A 22478-nucleotide genomic window follows, 5' to 3' on the forward strand; every position below is an offset into this window, starting at 1 on the left:
CGCAATAGCTGCGCGAAGGCAGACGCGGTTCCGCGAAGGGGGTGACAAGTCTGCCTGCGACGAGGTCGTCGGAGACGAGTGCCGTGGGGCCCATGGCGATGCCGATGCCGTCGATGGCGGCCTGCAGTGTCAGGTAGAAGTGGTCGAAGGTCAGTGCGGCGGCTGGGCGGAGGGTGGGGATGCGTGCGCGGGCCAGCCAGTCGGGCCAGAGACGGGGAAGGCTCGATGTGTGCAGCAGCGTGTGTTGGCGCAAGTCGTCGGGAGACTGCAGCGGTATGCGCTGCAGCAGGGACGGGCTGCAGACCGGTACGCGCTCTTCGGTCAGGAAGGCGTGGGTCGAGTAGCCGTAGAACGTGTCGGGGCCGCCGCGGATGATGACGTCGGGCGTGTCGTTGAGGCTCTCCAACGGGCCGTTTGATGTTTCCACTTTGACTTCGACATCGGGATGTGCGGCGCGGAACCTTGCGAGTCTGGGTACGAGCCAGCGCAAGGTGAATGTTGCGGAGGCGTTGACCAGTAGTGTTCGCGAGGTGGTTTCGATGATCCCGAACCTTGCGGTGGCTTGTGCGAGTTGCTCGAACAACGGCCCGATTGTCGCGAGGTATGCATTGGCGGCGGGAGTCAGTGTCACGCGACGATTGTGTCGCTCAAAGAGGGCTTCACCGAGCCATGTTTCGAGCAGTCGAACCTGCTGGCTGATGGCACCGTGAGTCACGTGCAGTTCGGCGGCGGCTTCCTTGAAGCTGCCGAGTCGGCCAGCGGCCTCGAAGGCGCGCAGGGCATTGAGCGGGGGGAGTTGCCGTTTCATATGCACAGGTGCGAGAGATTTTCTAACGCGATTCGGCAATTTATCTGGTTTGTAGGCCCTGAACAAGATAGATATCCTGTCTTCCTCGCCTCCACCCGTTTCTTCCCATGCTCAGCTACACCGCCGGATTCGTGCTGCTTGCCGCCGTGCTTCACGCCAGTTGGAACGCGATGCTGCACGGCAATCGCGACCGCTTTCTGTCGATGACGTGGATGAGCATGGCGATGGCGGTGTTCGCCACAGTCGTCGTCGCGAACAATCCGCTGCCGGCCAGCGCGTCGTGGCCGTACCTCATTGCATCGGGGCTGGTTCACATCGTCTACAACGTGAGCCTTGTGCTGTCGTATCGGCGCAATGACCTCGCGTTGGCCTATCCCATCGCGCGCGGATCTTCGCCTCTGCTTGTGACGCTGGGCGCGGCACTGTTCGCGCAGGAAGCGATCAGCCCGTTGCGCTTGCTCGGCATCGCGATGATCTCGGGCGGCATCATCGCGATTGCGGTGCAAGGGCGTGAGGTGTCGCGCAGCGGGGCGCTGACCGCGCTGGCCACTGGCGCAACGATTGCGCTCTATACCGTGATCGATGGCATCGGTGTGCGCTTGTCCGGAGGTCAGCCGCTCAGCTATATCTCGTGGATGTTCATGTTCTATTGGCTGATGCCGGTGCTGTTTGTAGCGAAGCGCGGGAGCGCCGCATTGTGGACGCCGATGTTCGAGCAGCCGCAAGCCGTGATCAGCTCCGTGGTCGGCGGGTTGGTGTCGGTTGCCGCGTACGGCATCGTGATCTGGGCGCTGCAGTCGGGTGCGATGGGTGCGGTGTCTGCGTTGCGGGAGACCAGCGTGGTCTTCGCCGTGCTGATCGGACGCGTGTTCCTGCGGGAATCGGTCAGCAAGACGCGCTGGCTCGCCTGCATCGCCGTTGCGGCGGGTGCGGCCTGTCTCGGTCTGTAAGCGTCGAACAGGACATCACGCTCAAGACTTGCATTTCGCTTGCTCGATAACGAACGCGGCCACATCGTCGCTCACCGTCGAAAGCCAGCGCAACGGTGAGGCGAATACACCAATCAGCAGCGTGTGCGAAAGGTGTCCATATTCGCGATACGTCACGGGGACGCCTGCGGCACGCAGTTTCTCCGCCATCTGCGCGGAATTGCGCTGGGGGTTCACCAGTTTGTCGCCGCTATAGGCGCCGAGAAATGCGGGCGGCGAGGCGCTGGATGCATAGTCAATCGGTTGCGATCCGGCGGGGTAGTTCGGATGATGGAACACGGGTCGCGCTTCGGGATTGACGATCGGCAGGAAGTCGTAAGGACCAGCCAATCCGATCCAGCCGCGCAATGTCGATGGGTCAGATCCAGCGTCGTGCAGCCAGCGTGCATCGAGTGCAAGCATCGCGGCGTTGTAGCCGCCTGCGCTGTGGCCCATGACGAAAACGCGTTGCGGGTCGCCTTGATAGCGGGCCACATGCTGAAGTGTCCATGCCACGGCTCGAGCGTTGTCGCGCAGGAAGTCGGGGTACGTGACTTCCGGGTAGAGGCGATAGTCCGGGATGATCGTCAGGATGCCGTGTCGCGCGAGGTTGGCCGCGACAAAGCGATAGTCGGCGCGCTCGCCGCTATTCCAGGTGCCGCCGTAGAAGAACACCACCACGGGCGCAGTGGTGCCGCAAGCGGGTTGCTTCGGCACGTACACATCGAGACGTGCGCGCGGGCCATCGCCATATGGCACATCGGCATGGCGCGTGTAGGCGGCGTCGGAGGTGAGCGCATTGAGCGCATCCATCGTGCTGCATGCACCGAGCGCCAGCAAGGGCACGAGTTGCAAGACTCGCCATCCGCTTCGCAGCAATGTCATCGCGTGGATCGCATTCATCATGCTCATCGGGGGAGTGGCGTGGCAAAGCGTCGCTGCAACCAGGCGACGGGCGGGCCGATCAGCGACAGATGGCGCCACAATGCTGCGGCGTCCCAGTAGTCCTGATGATCGCTGACGCGGCCGTCGTCGCCGAAGCGGAGATGCGAGCTGCCGGGCACCGAGAATCGTCGGCCCTGTATCGCACCCGTAAAGGTCCATGTGGCAAATCCTTCGCGGTCTCCCATCAACTTCCTGTCGATGAGGAAGCGCGGATCGACGATGGCTTCGAACATATGCTCGAACACCGCGCGGATGGCGGCATGGCCGCGCACATCGTTGAAGGGATCGCGGAAGTGCGCTTGCGGTGCGTAGAAGCGGTCAAGCGCATCCAGCGATTCCGGTGTGAGCGTGGCGTACCAGTCCAGCAGGGCCGACAAGGTGCCGGGATGAACGGTGGCAGTGGTCATGGTGGGCGCATTGGTTTTATCAGGTGGCTTTCATCAGGCGTTTCAGCAATGTGAGGCGCAGGCCGTAGGGCAGCATGCTGGCCAGCCGCATCGCACGCGTGAACATAGTGGGAAAGGCAATTTCGAAGCGGCCGCGCGCCAGGCCGGAGAGTATCGCGCTGGCCGCCTCTTCCGCGCTTTGCAGCGACGGCATGGGGAAATCGTTGCGTGCCGTGAGACGTGTTTTGACGAATCCCGGATTGACCAGATAGACGCCAAGCCCGCGTGGATGCAGTTCTGCATAAAGCAGCTCGGCGAGGTTGATCAGCGCCGCTTTGGTGGGTCCGTAGACGGTGGCGTTGGGCAGCCCCATATAGCCGGCCACACTGGCAAGCAGCACCAGTCCGCCGGTGCCGCGCGACAGCATCGATGGCAGCACAGCGGACATTCCATAGTAGACGCTGCCGAGATTGGTCTCGATGGTGCGACGCGCTTCGTCGGCGGTGACATCCCAGGGCCGTAGCGGGCGATATTCCGCCGCACAGAAGATCACCACGTCCACGTCCTGCCACATCTCGCGCAACGTGGTGTGCGTCGCGATCCAGTCTTGCGGGTGGCTCGCATCCATCGGCATGGCGACGCCACGGGGATAGCCGTCGATCACCGTCGCCAACGTCTCCGCGCGCCGTGCCGAAACCGCGACGTTCGCACCCTTCACCAGCAGCGCCTGTGCGAGTGCCGCACCGATGCCGCTGGAGGCGCCCACCAGCCAGACGCGCTGGCCGGTCCAGTCGGTCAGGCGAGGGTTCAGGTTCAGGCCGAAGGTGGGCATGATCGTTTCCGAACGTCAGGGAGCGGGCCGGCGGAAGAACACCGTCACCTCGCCCACTTCGAATCCGAACTTCTTCACACGCGCACGATTGATCATCGTGCGCTCGTCCACCAGCACCATCCAGTCGTCGAACTGCACGTCATAGGTCTTGCCATCCACGGGCAATTGCAGCGTGTACTTCCACTGCAGCACGTTGCCGCTCGCGTGGCCCGTGGCCTCGCCTACGACGTCCGGCGCGGTGCCTCGCCAACTGCCATCGGCGGCACGCGTCAGCGTCCAGGTGCGATGTTGCGTGGTGCCGTCGCTGTAGCGGAAGTCCTCTTCCAGCACGAAGCGGCCATCCTGTTCGCGGCCTTCCAGATCGACGTGGAAGCGTTTGACGATCTCGCCGCTGCGTTTCTGGAACATGCCCCATGCCTCGGTCTTGCCACGGAAGAACGTTGGCACATCGAGCGGGGGGCGTTGATCCGCGTAGTGCGAGACGTCCGGCGCAGAGCAGGCCGCGCACAGCATCACGATACCGATTGCCATCCAGCGACGAAGATATGTCATGACGACACCTCCGGTGAGGCGCGGCGGCAGGCTGTCAGGCTCGCCATCGCACATAACTTCAGGAGGCAAGGCACGCCGGCATACATCCACGCCAGCGCGAGTCCGCCTGAGCCGGTGGCGAGTGCGCCGGGTTGATAGCCGAGTGCGGCGAGTATGGGCAGGGTGAGGCCCGCAATCGCCAGGCAGAGTTTGCCGAGCAAGGTCCATACGCCGTAGTAAGCCGCAGGGCCTTCGCTGGCCGGAATCCGCTCGGCCAGCAGCACGGGAGGCAATGCGAGATCGGCGCCGAGGCTGAGTCCGGACAGCGCGCAGATGATGAGGAATGGCAACGTGTCACCGGGACCGAGCAGTCCGGCCCAGACGAACGCCAGCACGGCGGGCAGCATCGCGATGCGCCATGTCTGGATGGCACCGAGGCGTCCGGCAATCCATACCCAGCCCGGTAGCCCAACCGCGCCTGCGAGGAAATAGAGCGTCAGGCTCGGTGCCACCGCGCGCGGCTCGCCCAGCCGATCCTCGATGAAGAAGACGGCGAGCGTGGCGGCGATGGCAATCGACAGGCCGTTCAGGAAATACGGCAGCAGCAGCGCACGGAATGCGTGATTCGCCATCAAAGTGCGCCATGGCATCGGCGTCGGGCAGGACACGCCGCGCCATGTGGGGCTGAAACGGATGAGCATCCATAGCGCGCATATCAGCAGCATGGCGAACAACATCGCGAATATCGTCATGGCCGTGCGGGGTACAGCGTCTGGCGCAGACAGCAGCCACGCGGGCAGGGCACTGGCAAGCAGCACGCCGACGAGTCCCGCGCCTTCGCGCCATGCGGCGGCGCGCGTAAGTGTTGGCTTGTCGTTGGCGAGCCGCGCACCCCACGCCAGATACGCGACGTTGAGCAGGCTGTGTCCGATGTAGACCATCACGAGTGCGCCTGCCAGCCAGAGGGCGAGCCACGTATCGCCGGAGACCGGCGGCAACCATAACGCCGCGAACGCTACGCCAAGCAGTATGGCGCCCAGCCACATGGCGGGCAGCAGACGTCCGCGTGGCACGAGTTTGTCTATCCATCGGCCGAGCAACGGGTCCTGCGCGGTATCGATGAGACGTGCGGCAAACATGACCACGCCGGCCAGCGAGAGCGACATGCCCAGTCGCGTGGTGTAGTAGGCGGGGGCTTGCACGTAGATAGGCAATGCGGCCATTGCCAGCGGCAGGCCGAGCGCACCATAGGCGGCCAATGGAAAGTTGCCGGGCGCGGTCATTCTGTCTGCCCCAGCAACTTCAATCGCAAGGCCGGCGCACGGGTGGCGGGATCAAGCCAGATGGCAAAGAAGGCGCGGGCGAGCGCCGCGTCATCGATCTGCCCCGTTGCGCGATCGTTGGCGAAGAAGCGCACACCTTCGCCGGGCAGGTAGACGCCGGTCAGGCTGTCACCGGCACGGACATCCACGAAGACTTTCTGTAATGCCTCGCGCCAGCGTTCGAGCGTGGCGGCGGTGACATTCGGACGATGGATGCGTCGAATTTCCTCGATGCTGGTATCCACCAGCCGCTGTGCAGTGAAGGCGCGTGCGTACGTGACCTGCAGCGCAAACGGTGCGTCGATGTTCGGCGGCAGATGCGGGGACCACAGTTGCGCAGTATAGAGACGCAGGCCGAACCAGCGATACTCGCCCTCGCCGCTGAGCTGTGCCTGCGGCAAGGCCGTGCGCCAGCCTTCCGCTGCTGCGCAGCCAAGCGAGACGATCATCAAGATCATCGCCAGGGCTGGAGCGAGCGGCGCGCGTCGCATGCTAGACCTCGCGCGTGAGCAGGAACTGCATCACGTCCGTACGGTCTTCGTCGAAGCTGGCCTCGCAGTAGCACAGGTACAGATGCCACAGCCGCACGAATGCTTCATCAAAGCCTTGCGCCATCACCTCGTCGCGACGTGACATGAACTGCTGGCGCCAGCGTCGCAGTGTCTCGGCATAGTCATGGCCGAACGCGAGCACAATGCTGACCGCCAACCCGGATCGGCCCGCCGCGCGCGAAAAATGTCCGGGGCTGGGCAACATGCCTCCGGGAAAGATGAATTCGCGGATGAAGTCGCTGCTGGCGCGGTAGGCGTCGATACGATGCTCGGCCATGGTGATCGACTGCACCAGTATCTGACCGCCCGGACGCAGGCGCGCGTACAGCGTGTCGAAATAGGTGCGCCAGTAGGCTTCGCCCACCGCTTCGAACATCTCGATGGACACGATGGCGTCGTAGCTGCCATCGAGATCGCGATAGTCGCACAGTGCCAGCGAGACACGATCTTCCATGCCGGCTTGCCTGACACGTTCCTGCGCCCGTGCGAGTTGCGCAGGCGATATCGTGATGCCATGGACGTTCACGCCGCGTCGCGCCGCATGCAATGCGAATCCGCCCCAGCCGCAGCCAACTTCCAGTACGCGCATGCCGGGCTGCAATTTCAATGTGTCGAAGATGTGCGCGTACTTGGCTTCCTGCGCATCGTGCAAGGGTTGATCGACATCGCCTGCGAACCATGCGGCGGAGTACGACCAGGTGTCGTCGAGCCACAGCGCATAGAAATCATTGCCGAGGTCATAGTGCGCGTGGATGTTCCGGCGGCTGCCATCGCGCGTGTTCTTGCGCAGCAGATGCCGCAACTGATACCAGCGGCGCGACAGCCATGTGCCGGCGATGGTGCGCGGCAGCGCGGACTCGTTGCGAAGGGCGAGACGCAATAGCGCGGTGACATCGGGGCTGTCTACCCACTGATCGCGCCACGCCTCGGCAAAGCCGATATCGCCTGCGCGCAGTATCCGCTCGCAGGCGCGCCAGTCGCGCAGTGTCAGCCGAGCGCCCGGCGACGCGTGGGGATCTCCGAAGATCCTTTCCGCGCCGTCCGGCAGCGTCAGCACGATATGGCCCACCTTCACGCGCGCCAGTGTGGCCAGGAACACGCGGCCCGCCACGGGAATCTCTGCCGATGCCGAACGGGACCACGGGGACAAGGTACGAAGGCTGAACGCGGAGCGGATCATGGGCGAATATCGTCGAGAGGCGATTCCGTAGCGGGAGAAGGCGATACATCGGCGGGCGGCCGCTTGCCGTGGAAGGGCACGCCACGCATCCAGAGTCGCAATGCCTGCCAGTGGATGCGCAGCGTCACCGACAGCGTGAGCCACGGCTGGCGCAGCAAGGCGTGCAGCATCGTTGTGCCTGTCAGGGGCTGCTTGTGTCCACTGATTGCAGTGCGAAGCAGCATGCCGGCATCGTCGAGATAGTCGATGCCGACGAAAGACGTGGTGCCCGACTCCCGCACGTGCATCGCGTAATGGCCGCGCACATCGTTGAAGGGTGATACATGCAGCAGCTTGCGCGTGGCCAGTACCGTCCGGTCATGGATGGGTCCGAGGTCGGGTGCGGTCACCAGATAGGTGTGGCGCCCGCCAAAGGTGTTGTTGACTTCCGCTACCAGGGCGCGCAGGTTGCCGTCGCGGTCATGGCAGAACCAGAAGCTCACTGGATTGAAGGCGTAGCCGAACAGGCGTGGGAACGTTTGCAGCCAGATCTCGCCATCGTCGGGAAGATCCGCCGCGCGCAGTCGCGCACGCATCCACGTGGACAGGTCGCTCCCGTCGCGCGCGCCGTAGTCCTGTGTGCGCAGGCTGACGATGCCTGCACGGTCGATGCCAAACCACCAGCGGTTGAGTTGAGCGAGTGCATCGACGTTCAGCCGCAGGCAGAACACGGGATACACAAAGCGGTGCCGCACCGGCCGCAGGCGATCATGCATGACGCGACACTGCAGTAGCCAGGCGTTGGGATTCATAGCCGGGCCCAGGTTGGCAATGCACCGAAATCGCGCACCACGCGCAGCGCGGACTTCAGGCCATCTTCATGGAAGCCATAACCCGTCCATGCCCCGGCATACCACGTGCGGCGGCTTCCCTGCAGCGCGGGCAGTGCCTGCTGCGCAGCAATGGCGCGCAGGTCGAACAGTGGATGCTGATACGTGAAGCGACGCAGCTCGGTGCCGGGCGCAGGTTCGCGGAACGCGTTGAGCGTGACCACGACCGGTGTGCGGAATGGCAGCGGCTGAAGCTGATTGACCAGATAGCTTACACATACCGCACGCGACATATCGGCGCGCTGCCCACCGAGATAGTTCCACGCCGACCATACGCGGGGGCGGCGCGGCAGCAACGTGGGATCGGTGTGGAGGATGGCGACGTTCGGCCCGTAGCGTACCGCGCCCAGCAGATCTCGTTCGGCATCGCTGGCATCCGCCAGCATGTGCAGCGTGTCAGGCGCATGGGTTGCCATGACGATGGCATCGAAACGCTCCGTGCCATCGTCGGTCATGACATTGACGCCGTCGTCATCGCGCCGCACGGCACGCACTGCAGTGCGCAGGCGCACATCGTCGAGTTGTGCAGCAATGCGGCGGACATACTCGCGTCCGCCACCGGACACCGTGCGCCATTGCGGACGATTGGTGATCTGCAGCAGCGCGTGATTGATGCAGAAGCGCAGGAACGTGGCGGCGGGAAAGCGCAAGACATCGGCGGTGGCACACGACCAGATCGCGGCGGCCATCGGCAGCAGGTAGTGCTGGCGGAAAGGCTGGCCGTAGTTGCCGATGGTGAGCAGTTCGCCCAGCGAGCAACCACTGTGATCCGCATGCACAAGGTTGCGCGGCGCGGCGCCGTTGAAGCGCACGATATCGCGCAGCATGCCGAGGAACGTTGGCGAGAACGCATTGCGACGCTGCGCGAACACCGTGTTGAGACTGGTGCCGGCCCATTCCACGCGCCCGTGGTCCATCGACACCGAGAACGACATATCGCTGGGACGCGACGCCACGCCCAGTTCGTCGAACATCGCAATCAGGTTGGGGTAGGTGCGGTCGTTGAACACCAGAAAGCCGGTATCGACCGGACTGGTCTGTCCATCCAGCGTGACGTCGACGGTATTGGTGTGGCCGCCGAGATAATCGCCCGACTCGAACAACGTGACGCGGTGCCGACGGGCAAGCAGCCACGCACTGGCCAGCCCCGAAACGCCGGCGCCGATCACGGCGATGCGAAGTCCAATTGAGGTGCCGAAAGATGCATTCACGACCCGTGCTCCCGGTGATTTCTTGCTTTGGCAGTGCGTTTTTCGCAGCCGGTGCTAAGATGGACGCTACCGTTTCGGAAATAAGACTACTACATAGTAGCGAGATTTACTAATGAGTATTTTCGGCAGGCTCAGTTTCAAGGACCAGGCATTCCAGTTGCGTGAGGACGCGATCCTCGACGCGGCGACCCGCATTCTCGCGGGAAAGGGGTTCGACCTGATGACCATGGACGACGTGGCCGGCGAGGTCGGTATTTCCAAGCCCAGTCTCTACAAGCATTTCAAATCGAAGGGCGAACTGGTGGGGGCGGCAATGATCCGCCTGATCGACGGCGCGCTGGCATTCCTCGATGCGCTGCCCGATGACCTCACCGCGATGGGACGCCTGCGCGCGCTGCTGGAGTGGGCGCTGACTGTGCGGCTCCAGGGCGGGTTGCCCTTTCTCCCATCGACCAGCCCCGCCGTGCGCGACATGCTGCTGCGCAATCTGCCCTATGTGGCGCGGGTGCTCAAGTTGAACGGGCGATTAAAGGGGATGGTTGTCGAGGCCAAGAAAGCCGGCGACCTGAACAGTGACCTGCCGGACGACGTGATCCTGTTCAGCTACTACGCGCGCACCTGCGACCCGGCGGTGGAGTATCTGCGCGTCTACGGCAAGCTCGACGATGCCACCATCGTCAGTCGCATGCTCGATGTGTGTTTTCAGGGGATAGGGGCAGAGAGGGCCTGAGCCGTTCCATCCGCCGGGCAGGCCACATTGCCGGCCAACGTCTCCAACGCGCGCGGCGTCGTGATACGCCAGGCCCGGCCGCGTCCTTCCAGATAGCCGAGCTTCTGCCAGTCGGCAAGCAACCGGTTCAACGTTTCTGCGCGTATCCCGAGCTTGGCAGCCAACTGGCGCTGGCTCAGCGGAAATTCGACGCGCATGCCGGTCTTGTTCGCCAGCTTCAGCAGGTAGGCGGCCAGACGCTGCGCGGCGCTGGTGCTGGCCAGCGTGTCCACATCGTCGATGCGTTGATGCAGGACATCGGCCGCCAGCGCGAGCATGCATAGCGCAAGCTGGGGATGGTCGAGACACGTTTGGTGGAGATTGTCTCGTCCGAAGCGGCACAACGTGCTGTCTTCTGCCGCACGCGCCTCGACCGGATACGTCCGATGCGGCATGAACATGACGATGGGCGCCAGCCACTGGCCCGGCAACGCGTGGTGGAGGATTCTGTCCTCGCCATCGATCCCGATGCGCAGCGTATCGATGCGGCCGCACATGACCAGATACCAGTAGTCCGCGCGCTGGCCCTGCCGGAATACGCAATCCCCTTTCTGCAGCGCCGTGATCGAAGCGTCCGCAAGCAGTGGCTCGATCGGTATCGTCTGGCTCCATAACGGATGGCTGGCGAGCATGACCTGCACCGCTTCCACGTTCATCCGCGCTGTCTTGATATTTCTCATTGGTGATTGACCCCGAGATCCGAATAATTCGCAAATGATAATCATTCGCGAAAACGTGGGCCTCTGACAAGAGGACCACCCTCGGGGAGGTCAATGTGTTACGTCATTTTGTAGCCTGCGGTGCAGGCAGTGTCCTGGCGCTGGGCTGGCCGTGCGTGAGCGCGGCGGCGGAGGATGGCAAAGTTCATGAATTGCAGGGCGTGACCGTGAGCGCGACGCGCACGGCCGATTCCATCGAGGAAACGCCGCGCGCGGTGACGGTCATCTCCGGCGAGGAGATTCAGGATCGCGTAGGCAGCGGCGGCATCCAGGGGATGCTGGCCGATGTGCCCGGCCTCGCCTTTGCGCGCACGGGCGGACTCGGTGGGCAGTTGGTGATGCGCGGCTTCAACACCAACTCCGGCCGCTCGATCATGGCCATCGACGGCGACCGTTACCGGGGCCGCAGCACGCTCGAATACAACATGATCGATCCCAACTCGGTGGAGCGCATCGAGGTCATCCGGGGACCGGCGTCGTCGATCTATGGCTCCGATGCCATGGCAGGCGTGGTCAACATCGTGACGCGCCGTGCCAAGGTCGAACGGGATCAACCGTTTTCGCTGAAGCCGAAGATCCGCGCCGTGGAGTGGAACAGTGTCAACAACATGGTGGGCGGGCGTGCCGAACTGCTTGGCGGCGGCAAGGGCTTCGACGTCATGCTCGGCATCAATCATCGCGACGCGGGCGATTACTCCACCCCCATCGGCGATGCGCTGAATAGCGGGTTCAATGCGACGGGTGCGGATATGGCGGTGGGCTTCTCACCAAGCGCCGATTCGCGCTGGGAGTTGTCCGGGCGCTACCAGCGCGTGGTCAGCAAGCGGGCGGGCGGCCTGGGCGCGGCGCCGGGCGAACCGTATCTGAGCGTGCGCGAAGACCCGATCATCGAACGCTATGTGCGGCTGGCCTATGAAGGACGCCGTGTCGCCACGTGGATCGACAGCCTCGACGCCAGCGTCTACGTGCGCGATTTCGATACCGATATCTATCAACGCAACAGCAGGTCGCCTGCGGTGACGGTGTACAACCACATCAAGGTCTACACGCCCACGGTATGGGGCGGCCACGTCACGGCAATGAAGCGGCTCGGCAGCCATTCGTTGAGTTTCGGCGGCGACTTCTTCAACGAGAGCTTCGATGGCCGCGTCAACAATGTGCAGCGCTACCGCAACAGCACGGGCGCATTGATCGGCAGCACCGGCTGGCGGCAGATGGAGCGCGGCGCGGACCAGACCAATGTGGGCCTGTTCATCCACGACAACTGGCACGTTGGCGAGAACTGGACGCTGTCCGGATCGCTGCGCGGCGACATCGTGGATGTGCGCATCGGCGACGCGATTCCCAACGAAGCTCCCGCGCTCACACGGGCATACGAAGGCAAGACTTCGCCGCGCCACTACGCGGTAACCGGTGGCATTGGTGCGATCTACCAGTTCGCGCCCGCATGGCAAGTGGTGGGCAATTTGAGCCGGGGCTTTCGCGCGCCATCGGGCATGAACCTGACGATTGCCAGCATCGCGGGCACGCAGCCCATGCTGCCATCGCCCGATCTTTCGCCCGAGACCAACCTGACCGCCGAGATGGGGTTGCGCTGGTATGGCCGTCGTAGCTGGTCTCGGTTGACCGCTTACCAGAGCAAGTACACGGACCTGATCACACCGCGTCGCGTGGGACCCAACTTGTTCCAACGGCAGAACCTGGGCAAAGCCACGATCCGCGGTATCGAACTGGAAGGGCGCGCGCGCATCACGCAACAGTGGAGTGCGGGGCTCTCTGCCACCTATACGCATGCGCGGAACGATATCAACGGCGAGCCTCTGCCATACGTGGCGCCACTGACCGCCAATGCCTCGCTGCGCTACGACGGCAAGGGCTGGCATGGTGAAGGCGTGATCCGCGCCTTCCAGGCCAAGCGCAACATCGACCCGACGCAGGAGCGCCGCACACCCGGCTACACGATGGTCGACCTGCTCTTCGGCATGGATGTGGATCGCCTGCTCGGTAGCGAATGGCGCGACTGGAAGCTGCTGGCTGGTGTGGAGAACGTGTTCAACAAGGTGGGCCGCAATCCCACGGTGACGGAGAACCTGTCGTATCCGAACACGCTGGTGGGCAATCCGCTGGTGGAGCCGGGACGGTCCGTGGTGCTCAAGCTGGTGGGGACGTATTGATGCGCTCGCTCGGATACTTGCGCGTATCGTCGGCGTTGCTGCTGGGCGCGATATCGAACACCCACGCGGGCAGCGTCGTGGACCAGTTGGGCCGCACCGTATCGATTCCGGAACGTGTCGAGCGCGTGGCCGTCATTCCGATTCCGATTGCCTCGATGGTCATGGCGGTGGATGGTAGCGCGGCGCGTCTCGCAGGCATGCACGGTGCCAGCCGCGCGGACTTCGAACTCGGCATGCTGGGACGCATGTTCCCCGAGGCGGCGCGGTTGCCCACGCAGGTGTCGGGTGAAGGCTTCGTGCCGAATGTGGAGGCACTCGCTGCCACACGTGCAGACTTGGTGATCCAGTGGGGGGATCGTGGCGACGATATCGTGCGTCCGATCCGCGGCCTCGGCCTGCCCGTGGTGACGTTGCGTTATGGCGATAGCAGTCTGGCCGCGGGTTGGCTGCGATTGGTAGGCGCAGCGCTGGGCAAGACCGGGCGCGGCGAAACCCTTGCACAGTGGTTCGAGGCGAGCCGAGCGGCCACTGGCAAGCGGGCGGCTTCCATCCCCGATGCGGAGCGGCCCCGTGTGGTCTACCTGCAGCGCGCGCGTTCGGGTTTGCGCGCGGCGGGCAAGGGCGCGAGCATGGATGGCGATATCCGCCTGTCCGGTGGCATCAATGTCGCGGCCGGCGTGCCCGGCTTCGCGCAGATCGATGCCGAGCAGTTGCTGGCCTGGAATCCACAGATCGTGCTGCTGAACAATTTCGAGCCGGGACTCGCACCCGCCGATCTCTATCGCGATCCGCGATTGCAAGGCTTGGCAGCAGTGCGTGACAGGCGCATCTACAGCTATCCGCACGGCGGTTTCCGCTGGGACCCGCCCAGCCAGGAAACACCGCTGACACTGGACTGGTTGTCCAGCCTGTTCCATCCGCAACGTGCCGTGCCGGGTTTCAGGGTGCGCGTGAGCGAAGCCTATCGCATGCTTTACGGCTACACGTTGAGCGAACGCGATACCGATGACCTGCTCAAGCTCGGCATCAATGGCGACAGTGCGCATTACCGCACGCTGTTCGGCAAGGAGACGAAGCCGTGACGTCTCGTTCCATATTTCGCCCTGTTTTTCGCTTCACACCTTCCACGCTGATCCTGGCCATCGCTCTGCCGGTCGTTGGTGTGCTGGCGATGGCCGCAGGCCGCTACGCCATTGCACCGGGCACCGTGCTGCGCATTCTTGCGGCGCCGCTACTGGGCGAGGGTGACTGGAGTCCGCTGCAGCAGAACGTGGTGCAGGGCGTGCGCCTGCCGCGCGTCTTGCTGGCTGCCGTGGTCGGCGCGGGGTTGGCGGGCGCGGGCGCGGCGCTGCAGGCGCTGTTTCGCAACCCGCTGGCCGAGCCGCAATTGCTGGGCGTATCGTCCGGCGCAGCGTTTGGTGGCGTGCTCGCGTTGCTGTGGCTGGGCGATGGCTGGCCTGTTGTCACCGGTGCGCTGCTCTGGGGTTTGCTGTCGCTGCTCGCGGTGTACTGGCTCGCCGGTGCGCGCAAGGGCGAAGGCGGCGGCACGGTGTTGCTGGTACTGGCCGGCATCGTGGTCAATGCGGTGTTTGCGTCGGGTGTCTCGCTGATCAAGGTGATGGCCGATCCGCAGAACCAGCTACCGGCCATCGTCTTCTGGCTGATGGGCAGCCTGGCTGCCGCAGACTATCCCCGGCTTTGGCTCACATTGCCATGCATCGGCCTGAGCCTGTTGCTGTTGTATGGCATGCGCTTCCACCTGATGGCGCTGGCCGTGGGCGATGCCGATGCGCGCAGCCTCGGCGTGCCCGTGCGACGTGTGCGCGTGCTGGCGCTGCTGGCGGTAGGCGTCATCGCCGCATCCAGTGTGGCCGTGTGTGGCGTGGTGGGCTGGGTGGGGCTCGTGGTGCCGCATCTGGTGCGCATGAGTTGCGGCGGCGACCATCGGCACTTTCTGGTCAATACCGTGCTGGCGGGCGCTGCCTATCTCGTGATCGTCGATACGCTGGCGCGCACGCTCACGCAGATGGAGATTCCGCTGGGGGCACTCACTGCGCTATTCGGCGCGCCATTGTTCGCATTCCTGATTCGCCGGCTGGGAAGGAGTGCGCATGACTGAGATCGCCTTGCAGTGCAGTGGCATTGGTCATCGCTATGGCGCGCGCTCCGTGCTCAGTGATTTCTCGCTGCAGCTTCCGCGTGGCGCCTTGTGTGCGCTGATGGGCGCGAATGGCGCGGGCAAATCGACGCTTCTCAAGATTCTTGCGGGACATCTTGCACCGGCTGCGGGACAAGTACACCCGACGGGGCGCATGGGATTTGTGCCGCAGGAAGTGCATCCCGCCTTGCCCATCGGCGCGCTGGAAATGGTGCTGCTGGGCCGCGCCGGGGGCATCTCGATGCTGCGTGCACCGGGGCGCGCAGACTATGCCGCTGCCCGTGCCGCGCTGGAACGTGTCGAAGCCGGGCATCTGGCCGATCGCGCCTTTCTCTCGCTATCGGGTGGTGAACGCCAGTTGATCGTGCTGGCACGCGCGTTGGCAGCGGAGGCCGATGTGCTGCTGCTCGATGAACCCTGTGCTGCCATGGACTGGCACAACCAGTCACTGACATTGCGTTTGCTGGCGGAACTGGCTGCCACCGGCATCACCATCATGTTCAGTACGCATGCGCCACAGCACGCACTGGAATTCGCCAGCCATGCCGTGCTGCTGTTCGCCGATGGCCAGCATGCCTCGGGGGCACCCGACCGCATCATGGATGAAGCCGCGTTGTCGCGCTTGTATCGCGTGCCGGTACGCCGCGTGAGACTGGACGCGCTTCCCCGCGCCGGCACGGCAGTGCCGGTGTTTTCGCATTCCACAGTGGAGAAACTGGAGTCATCGTGACGCATAACGTCCTGCATATCCGCGCCGTCTCACACGAGATGCCTGCGTTCCTTGGGCTGTTGAAATCGCGCGCCATGGCGTCGCGCTCTTTGCGCGAGCTATCCGCCGAGGATTTCCGCGAGCGCACGGCCATCCTGATCGAGGCACACATCGACCAGCGCGCCATGATGCACCATCGCGCCGCGCTGCGCGCCCATCTCGATGCCGGGGGCACCGTGGTGTTCAACGGCCATCTGGTCTATCCCATCTTCGACGAACTGGAGCCATTCCGCGTAGCGGCGGGCCGGGGCGTCAAGGACCTGATCGTCGAGCGCGTACATCCGCATCCAGTGTTTGACGGCGTGTCCTGCGACGACCTGAGCTTCCGGCGCGGGGTAGCGGGCTTCTATGGACGCGGCGCCAATCCCGCGCCGCCCGATGCCGTGGTGCTGCATCGCCTGCAGCGCGATGGGTCGCCGCTGGACTGGGTGTGGCAACGCCCGCGCGGTGGACAAATCTTCATGCACGGTGGCAACAGTTGCTGGATGTACGCGGCGGATCAGACCAGCGCCGCGCGCATCGCACCGCAGCTTCTTGACTGGATCGAGGCCGGCGCACCGGCAGTGCTTGGCAAGGAAGAGGAGTAGGGCATGCGCATCGCATTCGTGGACGGTGGCACGTATTACCACCATGCAACGTTCAATGATCCGGCCTTCAGCGGGATCTTCGATGTCAACATCCATGCGCCGGATCTGGTGCGTGCCGATCTCTCGGAGGTGGACTGCCTGTACGTGGCCAGCCGGCAGAACCCTTTGGACCTGATCGCGGCGCGGCAGATGATCGCGGATTTTCTCGCAGCGGGAAAGCTGGTGGTGGCGCTTGGCGAAACCCGACCCGAACTGTGGCTGGACAATGTGGAGTGGCGTCCCGGCGAGACGAACTTCTGGTGGTGGCTAGAACCCGATGCGGACTCCGGTCTGCGCGTGGGCGATGAAACCCACGGCCTGTATGCCCGGCTGGTTCTGGCCGATGCCACATGGCACAGGCATGGCGACCTTGTCACACCATCGGGTGCGATATCGGTCGTGAATACCGTGGATGGACGTTCGATCCTTTATGACGACGCTGTGAGTGGACCGGGGCGCCGCATCGTCTCGACGCTCGACCCCTGCTATCACCACGGCAGCTACTTCATGCCGGCCGCCATGCGCTTCCTGCATGGTTTTCTGCCGTGGCTCAAGGCGGGGGCGCCGGTCCGACGCTGACCGGTGGGCCCCGTTCGACGTATCAGCGCAACGAGCGGAACGATTTCCGCAACTCGTCGCTGAGCACTTCGGGCTGTTCCCACGCTGCGAAGTGACCGCCTTTCTCCAGCCGGCCATAGTGCAGCAGATTGGGAAACGCCTGCTGCACCCAGCGCTTCGGTGCCTGGTACAGCTCGTCGGGGAAGGCGCTCACTGCCACCGGGATCTTGATGCCCTTCGGCGCAAAGAACGCGAACTTGTTCTCCCAGTAGAGTCGCGCCGAAGACACGCCGGTGTTGGTCAGCCAGTACAGCGTGACGTTGTCCAGCACATCGTCGCGCGTCAGTCCTTCCCGCTGGCCGTCGAACACGCGTGCGATCAGTTCATAGCTGCGCGCATCGTGATCGAGCATCCACGCGGCCAGCCCGACCGGCGAATCGTCGATGGCATACAGCGTCTGCGGCCGGTTCGTCATCTCCTGTGCATAGGCCAGCCCGTGCTTGTAGAAGAAATCGAGTTGCCCATACGCGCGCTTCTCGTCGGCCGTGAGGCCGGCAGGGGCGGGCGCACCGGCCTGCAACGACTTCTCGATCTGCGGCGGCACCGCACCAGGCATCGTCGTATGGATGCCGATCAGTTCCGGCGGCGCCTGTACCGCCATCTGCTCGGTCACGGCATCGCCCCAGTCACCGCCCTGTGCCACATAGCGGGTATAACCCAGGCGCTTCATCAGGACGTTCCAGGTCCGCGCGATGCGGGCCGGATCCCAGCCCAGTTCTTCCGGCTTGCCGGAGAAACCGTAGCCCGGCAAGGACGGGATCACGACGTCGAAGGAATCCGCCGCGTTGCCACCGTGCGCCGTGGGATTCGTCAGTGGATCGATCAGCTTCAACTGCTCCACGATCGAGCCAGGCCAGCCGTGTGTGATGACGACCGGCAACGCGTTCTTGTTGCGCGAACGCACGTGGATGAAATGGATGTCGACGCCATCGATCTTCGTCACGAACTGCGGATACTGGTTGAGGCGTGCTTCGAACTTGCGCCAGTCATAGTCCGTGGACCAGTACTGCGCGAGCTTCTGCATCGTCTGCAATTGCACGCCCTGCGTGCCGTCCTTCACGAGTTCGCGGCTGGGCCACTTGGTGGCGGCGATGCGCTGGCGCAGGTCGGCCAGTTCCTTGTCCGACGCGTGATAGGCGAAAGGACGAATCGACGTGTCCTCGCCACGCAGGCGCTCGGTGACCGTGGTGCCAGTCTTGTCGACAGGTGCCGGGGTAGCTTGCGCCATCGCTGACAGCGACGCGAGGGAAAGCATCAGTGCGCACGCGGCCGCGCTGAACGCGGTGCGCTGTGCGGAGCGATCAAGACCGGGCCTGGAGATGGGATGTGCCATGTTCGGAGTCCTTTTTTGCGTGGAGCCTGGCGATGCGCCGACTCGGTAGCGGGACGATAGTGAGCGCATGTGTCCAACATGTTCCGCGTGCAGGGGGTGTTTGTATCGCTCTGTAGTGATGGGCCCGAACACCGCGAGAAGCCGCCGCGAAACCGCTTGTTCCGCCGTGTATCAATTGAAGTTCCGGCACACCTGTTTATCGCCTTGCCGGGCGCTTCTATATTCGTGCGCACGGATCGGTCGATGACCGATTGGCCGGCAACGATGGAGAACGCAGCGATGAACACGACGACAAGACGACTTGGCCTCTCGATTGGCCTGATGGCAGCGATGCTTGGTGCTGGCACCACGAGCGCTGCGGGACTCTCCCCGAAGGCCAATGGATCGATCCTGCAGGAGGACATCAAGTGGTCCAGCTTCCCGGCTTTCCCCCGGCGTGCGCAGCTTGCGGTGCTCGTGGGGGACCCGGCGGCTGCGGGGCCATATGTGGTGCGTGTGAGTGTGCCGGGTGGCGTGAAGCTGCTCCCGCACGTGCACCCCGAGGATCGGATCTATACTGTGATCTCCGGTGTGTTCTACATCGGCATTGGCGATGAATTCGATCCGCAGCGGCTGGTGGCCTATCCGCCGGGCAGCGTGGTCGTATTGCCGGGCGGCACCCCCCATTTCCACTGGGCACGGTCGGGGGGATATGTCACGCAGGTCAGCGGTAACGGACCGCTCGGCATCGAGTATGTGCATGCCGACGACGATCCGCGCAGCAAGTGAACGTCAACCAGTGAGCTTCAGTCGGCGAACTTCTCGACGAGGAAATCTACCAGTGCCCGCACGCGGCTCGACATGTGTCGCGCGTGGGGGTACAGCAGCATGAAGGGCCGCGAGGTGCCGCCGTGCTGCTGCAGGATTTCCACGAGCGCGCCGCTGCGCAGGTCTTCCTCCAGGACAAAGCGATACGTCTGGAACAGCCCTGCACCAGCGCGAGCGAGCGTGGCGCCGCCCAGCACGTCTTCGGAGGCTGCGTACGCGCCTGTGGTCACGATGTCCACGTCTTCGCCATCCAGCCGGAAGGTCCACGGAATGCGCCGGCCGCTGCTGGGCCGCTCGAACTGGATGCATTCGTGCGCCTGCAGATCATCCAGGGATTGCGGCGTGCCGTAGCGCTTCAGATAACCTGGCGTGGCCACCAGCACCAGTTCCGCATCTTCCAGCTTGCGCGCGATCAGCGCGGAATCGTCGGGCGCGCGGCCTCGTACGGCCAGGTCATAGGTGTCATCGGCAAAGTCCACGTTCCGGTTGCTGATGTGGACGTCGATTTCCACTTCGGGATAGCGCTCGCGGAATGCGGGGAGAACGGGCAGCACGCGATAGTGGGCATAAGGCGTGGGCAAGCTGATCCGCAGGCGCCCGGCTGGGGTTGCATGCTGGCCACTGATCTGGCGCTCGGCCTCTACCAGTTGCGCAAGGGCTGTCCGGCTTTGCTCGAAATACGCGCGGCCTTCTTCGGTCAGGCGGATCTGGCGCGTGGTACGCACGAACAGGCGCACGTTGAGCCGTTCCTCCAGGCGAGACACGCTGCGGCTCACCGCGGCAGGCGTCACGCCGGCGGCCACGGCTGCTGCGGTAAAGCTGCTGAGTTCTGCAGCCAGGCAGAACAGTTCGATGCTGCCAAGCTGCAGGTCGTCGAATTGGCGCTTCATGGTTTATTGACACCGTGTAATGACTGTTGTTGGCGGTGCGTCCTTCAATGTCCGGCACGAGGTCGCCAGAATTCGGAGGTCGAATTCCGGACATTGTAGTTAAACGCGTCACCGAACGCCTATGGCGCCGATGACCGTCTCCCACATGAGGTGAATGATGGAACTGATCTATATCGGCGATCCGATGTGCTCCTGGTGCTATGGATTTGGCAAGGAACTGACCACGCTGCAGCAGCGGCACCCCGAACTCCCGATGCGCATCGTCGTGGGCGGCATCCGTGCCGGCGCCACCGATGTTCTCGATGATGCGGGCAAGCGCTTCCGGCTGCAGCACTGGACGCGCGTGGAACAGGCCAGCGGCCTGCCGTTCAATCGCGATGCCTTGATGGCGCGCGAGGGTTTTGTCTACGACACCGAGCCCATCTGCCGGGCGGTGGTGACGGCGCGCAGGCTCGCGCCCGATGCGGACTTGCTCGCGGTGTTCCGCGCGCTCCAGCATGCGTTCTATGTGGATGGGCTGGATACCACGAATGGTCGCGTCCTGGCTGACGTGGCGACGAAAGCCCTGGTGCAACAGTCGCACAAGATCGATGCCGTGGCCTTTCTCGACGAATGGAAGACGCAGGCTGCCATCGAGGAAACCGCCGTCGATTTCCGCACCGCACGGCTCTGGGGTGTGGGCAGCTTCCCGACGCTGGCGCTCCGGGACGGCAAGAAGCTCTACCAGGTGGTGACTGGGTATGCGTCGGCGGATGCCGTGGACGTGGCGCTGCAGAATGCGCTCAAGCTCGTGCGCACTGCCGCCTGAAGCGAGACGCCGATAGAAAGCACAATACCCGCGCGCCTGAGCGCACGGGTATTGCAATGCCAACTGCGGTGATCTGCGTGAAGGTTACTTGCTGGACTTGGCACCGTCCGTGTACGGGTTGTACTTGTCGGACTTCGCGCCATCGGTGTACGGATCGGGCTTGCCGATCTTCGCGCCGTCGGTGTACGGGTCGGGCTTGCCCCTGGCACCGTCCGTGTACGGGTCAGCCTTTGCGGTCGGTGCAAGGTCGGTGCGCGTGGTGGACTTGGCACCGTCGGTGTACGGATCGAACTTGCCTGCCTTGGCACCGTCGGTATAGGGATCAGCCTTGCCGGAGCGGGCGCCCTGGCTGTAAGGATCGTACTGCTTGGTCTGCGCCTGGGCCACGGGGGCCAGTGCCACGGCCGCCGCTGCAACAATCAGGCTGGATAGGATGGTCTTGCTCATGAAAGCCTCGCCAGATGGGGCGCGATTCAGGAAGCCGCCCGACTGCGCCCACATTGCTTTGTCGGGCGAGCGGCTTGAGGCAAGCCTTGACGGCTGTCTTTGCAGTATCCATTAAGGATAGTCCCTGTCGCGCCCGCCCGCTGGCTCAATGCGACCGTTCTTTGCGTGACTTGGGCGTCTCGCGAACGTTTGCAGCCGCCACGTCTTCGACACCGTTTTCCGGCGTCCCGGTTCCCACGGACAGCGCCGGCAGGTTGAGCAAGTGACCCCAGGCATCCACCCAGGCCCGTTGCGTGGCCGCGCCAAGTTCCATCATCGACGTGGCGTAGTGCAGCGGAATCGACAGGAACGGAATCTGGTTGGTCAATTGCCGGGCATAAAGGTCTTCAGGGTCCTGCGGCACAAAGAGCGACGCCCAGTCGAACTGCGCTTCCTCGCTCATGGATTTGGCAAAGTCGGTATTGAGCCCCACGAACTTGTACCAGCTATTGAGCACCGTGTTGTCGAAGGGAACGAAGGGGTTGAAAGGCGTGAGGGGTGTAGCGAACGGCGCAGCAAAAGGTGCCGTGAACTGAGGCAACTGCGGAAACGCGAACGGGGCCATCGGCCAGCCGGGGAAGGCCGGGTACGAATTCGTCGAAGTGCTTGGCATGCGAGAAGCTCCGGTGAACCTACCAGTGAGTGAAAGGCTGCAAGCTTGGGGGCGTACGCGCGTCGAAAAATGCTTCACCGGACGCATGGAAGAGGTTTCATCTAG

The 22478-nt window shown here is 63.8% G+C and carries 25 protein-coding genes; 10 read left to right on the top strand and 15 right to left on the bottom strand.

The features are described 5' to 3' along the window. Positions 1 to 808: LysR substrate-binding domain-containing protein (locus tag FFS21_RS24795; RefSeq protein ID WP_137927359.1), on the bottom strand; the 808-nt coding region annotated here is incomplete at its 3' end. A gap of 107 nt (positions 809 to 915) precedes the next feature. Here FFS21_RS24795 and FFS21_RS24800 point away from each other — a divergent pair. Further along, entirely contained in the window at positions 916 to 1758 is an 843-nt protein-coding gene (locus tag FFS21_RS24800; RefSeq protein ID WP_137927360.1) for an EamA family transporter, read from the top strand. 21 nt (positions 1759 to 1779) lie between these two features. Here the strand turns inward: FFS21_RS24800 and FFS21_RS24805 are convergent, their stop codons facing one another. The 9 genes from FFS21_RS24805 to FFS21_RS24845 are packed head-to-tail and all read right to left on the bottom strand — an operon-like array spanning position 1780 to position 9603. Continuing rightward, positions 1780 to 2688 (bottom strand): alpha/beta hydrolase, encoded by a 909-nt coding sequence (locus FFS21_RS24805; protein ID WP_349304724.1) that lies wholly within the window; start codon positions 2686 to 2688, stop codon positions 1780 to 1782. Then, the gene (locus FFS21_RS24810; protein WP_137927361.1) at positions 2685 to 3128 is read right to left on the bottom strand and encodes a nuclear transport factor 2 family protein; all 444 of its coding nucleotides are present in this window, start codon (positions 3126 to 3128) and stop codon (positions 2685 to 2687) included. The genes FFS21_RS24805 and FFS21_RS24810 overlap by 4 nt, the downstream gene beginning before the upstream one ends. 19 nt (positions 3129 to 3147) lie before the next feature. Further along, positions 3148 to 3939 (bottom strand): SDR family NAD(P)-dependent oxidoreductase, encoded by a 792-nt coding sequence (locus tag FFS21_RS24815; RefSeq protein WP_137927362.1) that lies wholly within the window; start codon positions 3937 to 3939, stop codon positions 3148 to 3150. Between the two features lie 15 nt (positions 3940 to 3954). Further along, the gene (locus FFS21_RS24820; protein WP_137927363.1) at positions 3955 to 4491 is read right to left on the bottom strand and encodes a DUF3833 domain-containing protein; all 537 of its coding nucleotides are present in this window, start codon (positions 4489 to 4491) and stop codon (positions 3955 to 3957) included. After that, the gene (locus FFS21_RS24825; RefSeq protein WP_137927364.1) at positions 4488 to 5753 is read right to left on the bottom strand and encodes an MFS transporter; all 1266 of its coding nucleotides are present in this window, start codon (positions 5751 to 5753) and stop codon (positions 4488 to 4490) included. The genes FFS21_RS24820 and FFS21_RS24825 overlap by 4 nt, the downstream gene beginning before the upstream one ends. Next, positions 5750 to 6283 (bottom strand): chalcone isomerase family protein, encoded by a 534-nt coding sequence (locus FFS21_RS24830; protein WP_137927365.1) that lies wholly within the window; start codon positions 6281 to 6283, stop codon positions 5750 to 5752. The genes FFS21_RS24825 and FFS21_RS24830 overlap by 4 nt, the downstream gene beginning before the upstream one ends. 1 nt (position 6284) lies before the next feature. Beyond that, on the bottom strand, positions 6285 to 7523 hold the full coding sequence (locus FFS21_RS24835) for an SAM-dependent methyltransferase (RefSeq protein WP_137927366.1): 1239 nt from the start codon (positions 7521 to 7523) through the stop codon (positions 6285 to 6287). Then, a complete protein-coding gene (locus tag FFS21_RS24840; protein WP_137927367.1) occupies positions 7520 to 8314 on the bottom strand; it encodes a DUF1365 domain-containing protein in 795 nt (264 codons plus the stop codon). Before FFS21_RS24840 ends, FFS21_RS24835 begins: the two co-directional genes overlap by 4 nt. Continuing rightward, entirely contained in the window at positions 8311 to 9603 is a 1293-nt protein-coding gene (locus FFS21_RS24845; RefSeq protein ID WP_137927368.1) for an NAD(P)/FAD-dependent oxidoreductase, read from the bottom strand. Before FFS21_RS24845 ends, FFS21_RS24840 begins: the two co-directional genes overlap by 4 nt. A gap of 112 nt (positions 9604 to 9715) precedes the next feature. On the opposite strand from FFS21_RS24845, the gene FFS21_RS24850 reads away from it, so the two are divergent. Beyond that, entirely contained in the window at positions 9716 to 10333 is a 618-nt protein-coding gene (locus FFS21_RS24850; protein ID WP_137927369.1) for a TetR/AcrR family transcriptional regulator, read from the top strand. On the opposite strand, the gene FFS21_RS24855 is transcribed toward FFS21_RS24850, so the two are convergent. Beyond that, a complete protein-coding gene (locus FFS21_RS24855; protein ID WP_160474181.1) occupies positions 10306 to 11052 on the bottom strand; it encodes a Crp/Fnr family transcriptional regulator in 747 nt (248 codons plus the stop codon). The two genes, FFS21_RS24850 and FFS21_RS24855, sit on opposite strands and share 28 nt — an antisense overlap. 95 nt (positions 11053 to 11147) lie before the next feature. Between FFS21_RS24855 and FFS21_RS24860 the strand changes: the two genes are divergently transcribed. From FFS21_RS24860 to FFS21_RS24885, 6 genes are read left to right on the top strand one after another with little or no spacing between them, the layout of a single operon-like run. Beyond that, positions 11148 to 13265, top strand: coding sequence for a TonB-dependent receptor (locus FFS21_RS24860; RefSeq protein ID WP_137927371.1), 2118 nt, complete (start codon positions 11148 to 11150; stop codon positions 13263 to 13265). Beyond that, complete coding sequence (locus FFS21_RS24865; protein ID WP_137927372.1) at positions 13265 to 14347, top strand: ABC transporter substrate-binding protein; 1083 nt, start codon at positions 13265 to 13267, stop codon at positions 14345 to 14347. The genes FFS21_RS24860 and FFS21_RS24865 overlap by 1 nt, the downstream gene beginning before the upstream one ends. Further along, the gene (locus FFS21_RS24870) at positions 14344 to 15384 is read left to right on the top strand and encodes a FecCD family ABC transporter permease (protein WP_212745268.1); all 1041 of its coding nucleotides are present in this window, start codon (positions 14344 to 14346) and stop codon (positions 15382 to 15384) included. Before FFS21_RS24865 ends, FFS21_RS24870 begins: the two co-directional genes overlap by 4 nt. After that, positions 15377 to 16153: an ABC transporter ATP-binding protein gene (locus tag FFS21_RS24875; protein ID WP_137927373.1), complete on the top strand. Its 777-nt coding sequence runs from the start codon at positions 15377 to 15379 to the stop codon at positions 16151 to 16153. The genes FFS21_RS24870 and FFS21_RS24875 overlap by 8 nt, the downstream gene beginning before the upstream one ends. After that, the gene (locus FFS21_RS24880) at positions 16150 to 16779 is read left to right on the top strand and encodes a hypothetical protein (RefSeq protein ID WP_137927374.1); all 630 of its coding nucleotides are present in this window, start codon (positions 16150 to 16152) and stop codon (positions 16777 to 16779) included. Before FFS21_RS24875 ends, FFS21_RS24880 begins: the two co-directional genes overlap by 4 nt. Before the next feature lie 3 nt (positions 16780 to 16782). After that, positions 16783 to 17397, top strand: coding sequence for a hypothetical protein (locus tag FFS21_RS24885; protein ID WP_137927375.1), 615 nt, complete (start codon positions 16783 to 16785; stop codon positions 17395 to 17397). 22 nt (positions 17398 to 17419) lie between these two features. On the opposite strand, the gene FFS21_RS24890 is transcribed toward FFS21_RS24885, so the two are convergent. After that, positions 17420 to 18769, bottom strand: a complete 1350-nt coding sequence (locus FFS21_RS24890) for an epoxide hydrolase family protein (protein ID WP_502705197.1) — start codon at positions 18767 to 18769, stop codon at positions 17420 to 17422. 243 nt (positions 18770 to 19012) lie between these two features. Between FFS21_RS24890 and FFS21_RS24895 the strand changes: the two genes are divergently transcribed. Next, positions 19013 to 19537: a cupin domain-containing protein gene (locus FFS21_RS24895; protein ID WP_212745269.1), complete on the top strand. Its 525-nt coding sequence runs from the start codon at positions 19013 to 19015 to the stop codon at positions 19535 to 19537. A gap of 17 nt (positions 19538 to 19554) precedes the next feature. Here the strand turns inward: FFS21_RS24895 and FFS21_RS24900 are convergent, their stop codons facing one another. Further along, positions 19555 to 20466 (bottom strand): LysR family transcriptional regulator, encoded by a 912-nt coding sequence (locus tag FFS21_RS24900; RefSeq protein ID WP_137927376.1) that lies wholly within the window; start codon positions 20464 to 20466, stop codon positions 19555 to 19557. A gap of 154 nt (positions 20467 to 20620) precedes the next feature. On the opposite strand from FFS21_RS24900, the gene FFS21_RS24905 reads away from it, so the two are divergent. Next, positions 20621 to 21274: a DsbA family protein gene (locus FFS21_RS24905; protein ID WP_346813567.1), complete on the top strand. Its 654-nt coding sequence runs from the start codon at positions 20621 to 20623 to the stop codon at positions 21272 to 21274. A gap of 84 nt (positions 21275 to 21358) precedes the next feature. Here FFS21_RS24905 and FFS21_RS24910 read toward each other — a convergent pair whose 3' ends face one another. Together FFS21_RS24910 and FFS21_RS24915 are read right to left on the bottom strand one after the other, a co-directional pair. Next, a complete protein-coding gene (locus FFS21_RS24910; protein WP_137927377.1) occupies positions 21359 to 21721 on the bottom strand; it encodes a hypothetical protein in 363 nt (120 codons plus the stop codon). Positions 21722 to 21866: 145 nt separating this feature from the next. Beyond that, entirely contained in the window at positions 21867 to 22373 is a 507-nt protein-coding gene (locus FFS21_RS24915) for a hypothetical protein (protein WP_137927378.1), read from the bottom strand. Positions 22374 to 22478: the final 105 nt, after the last annotated feature.

This window comes from Cupriavidus sp. 2SB (assembly GCF_005503625.1).
In the GTDB taxonomy this organism is placed as follows: Bacteria; Pseudomonadota; Gammaproteobacteria; order Burkholderiales; family Burkholderiaceae; genus Cupriavidus.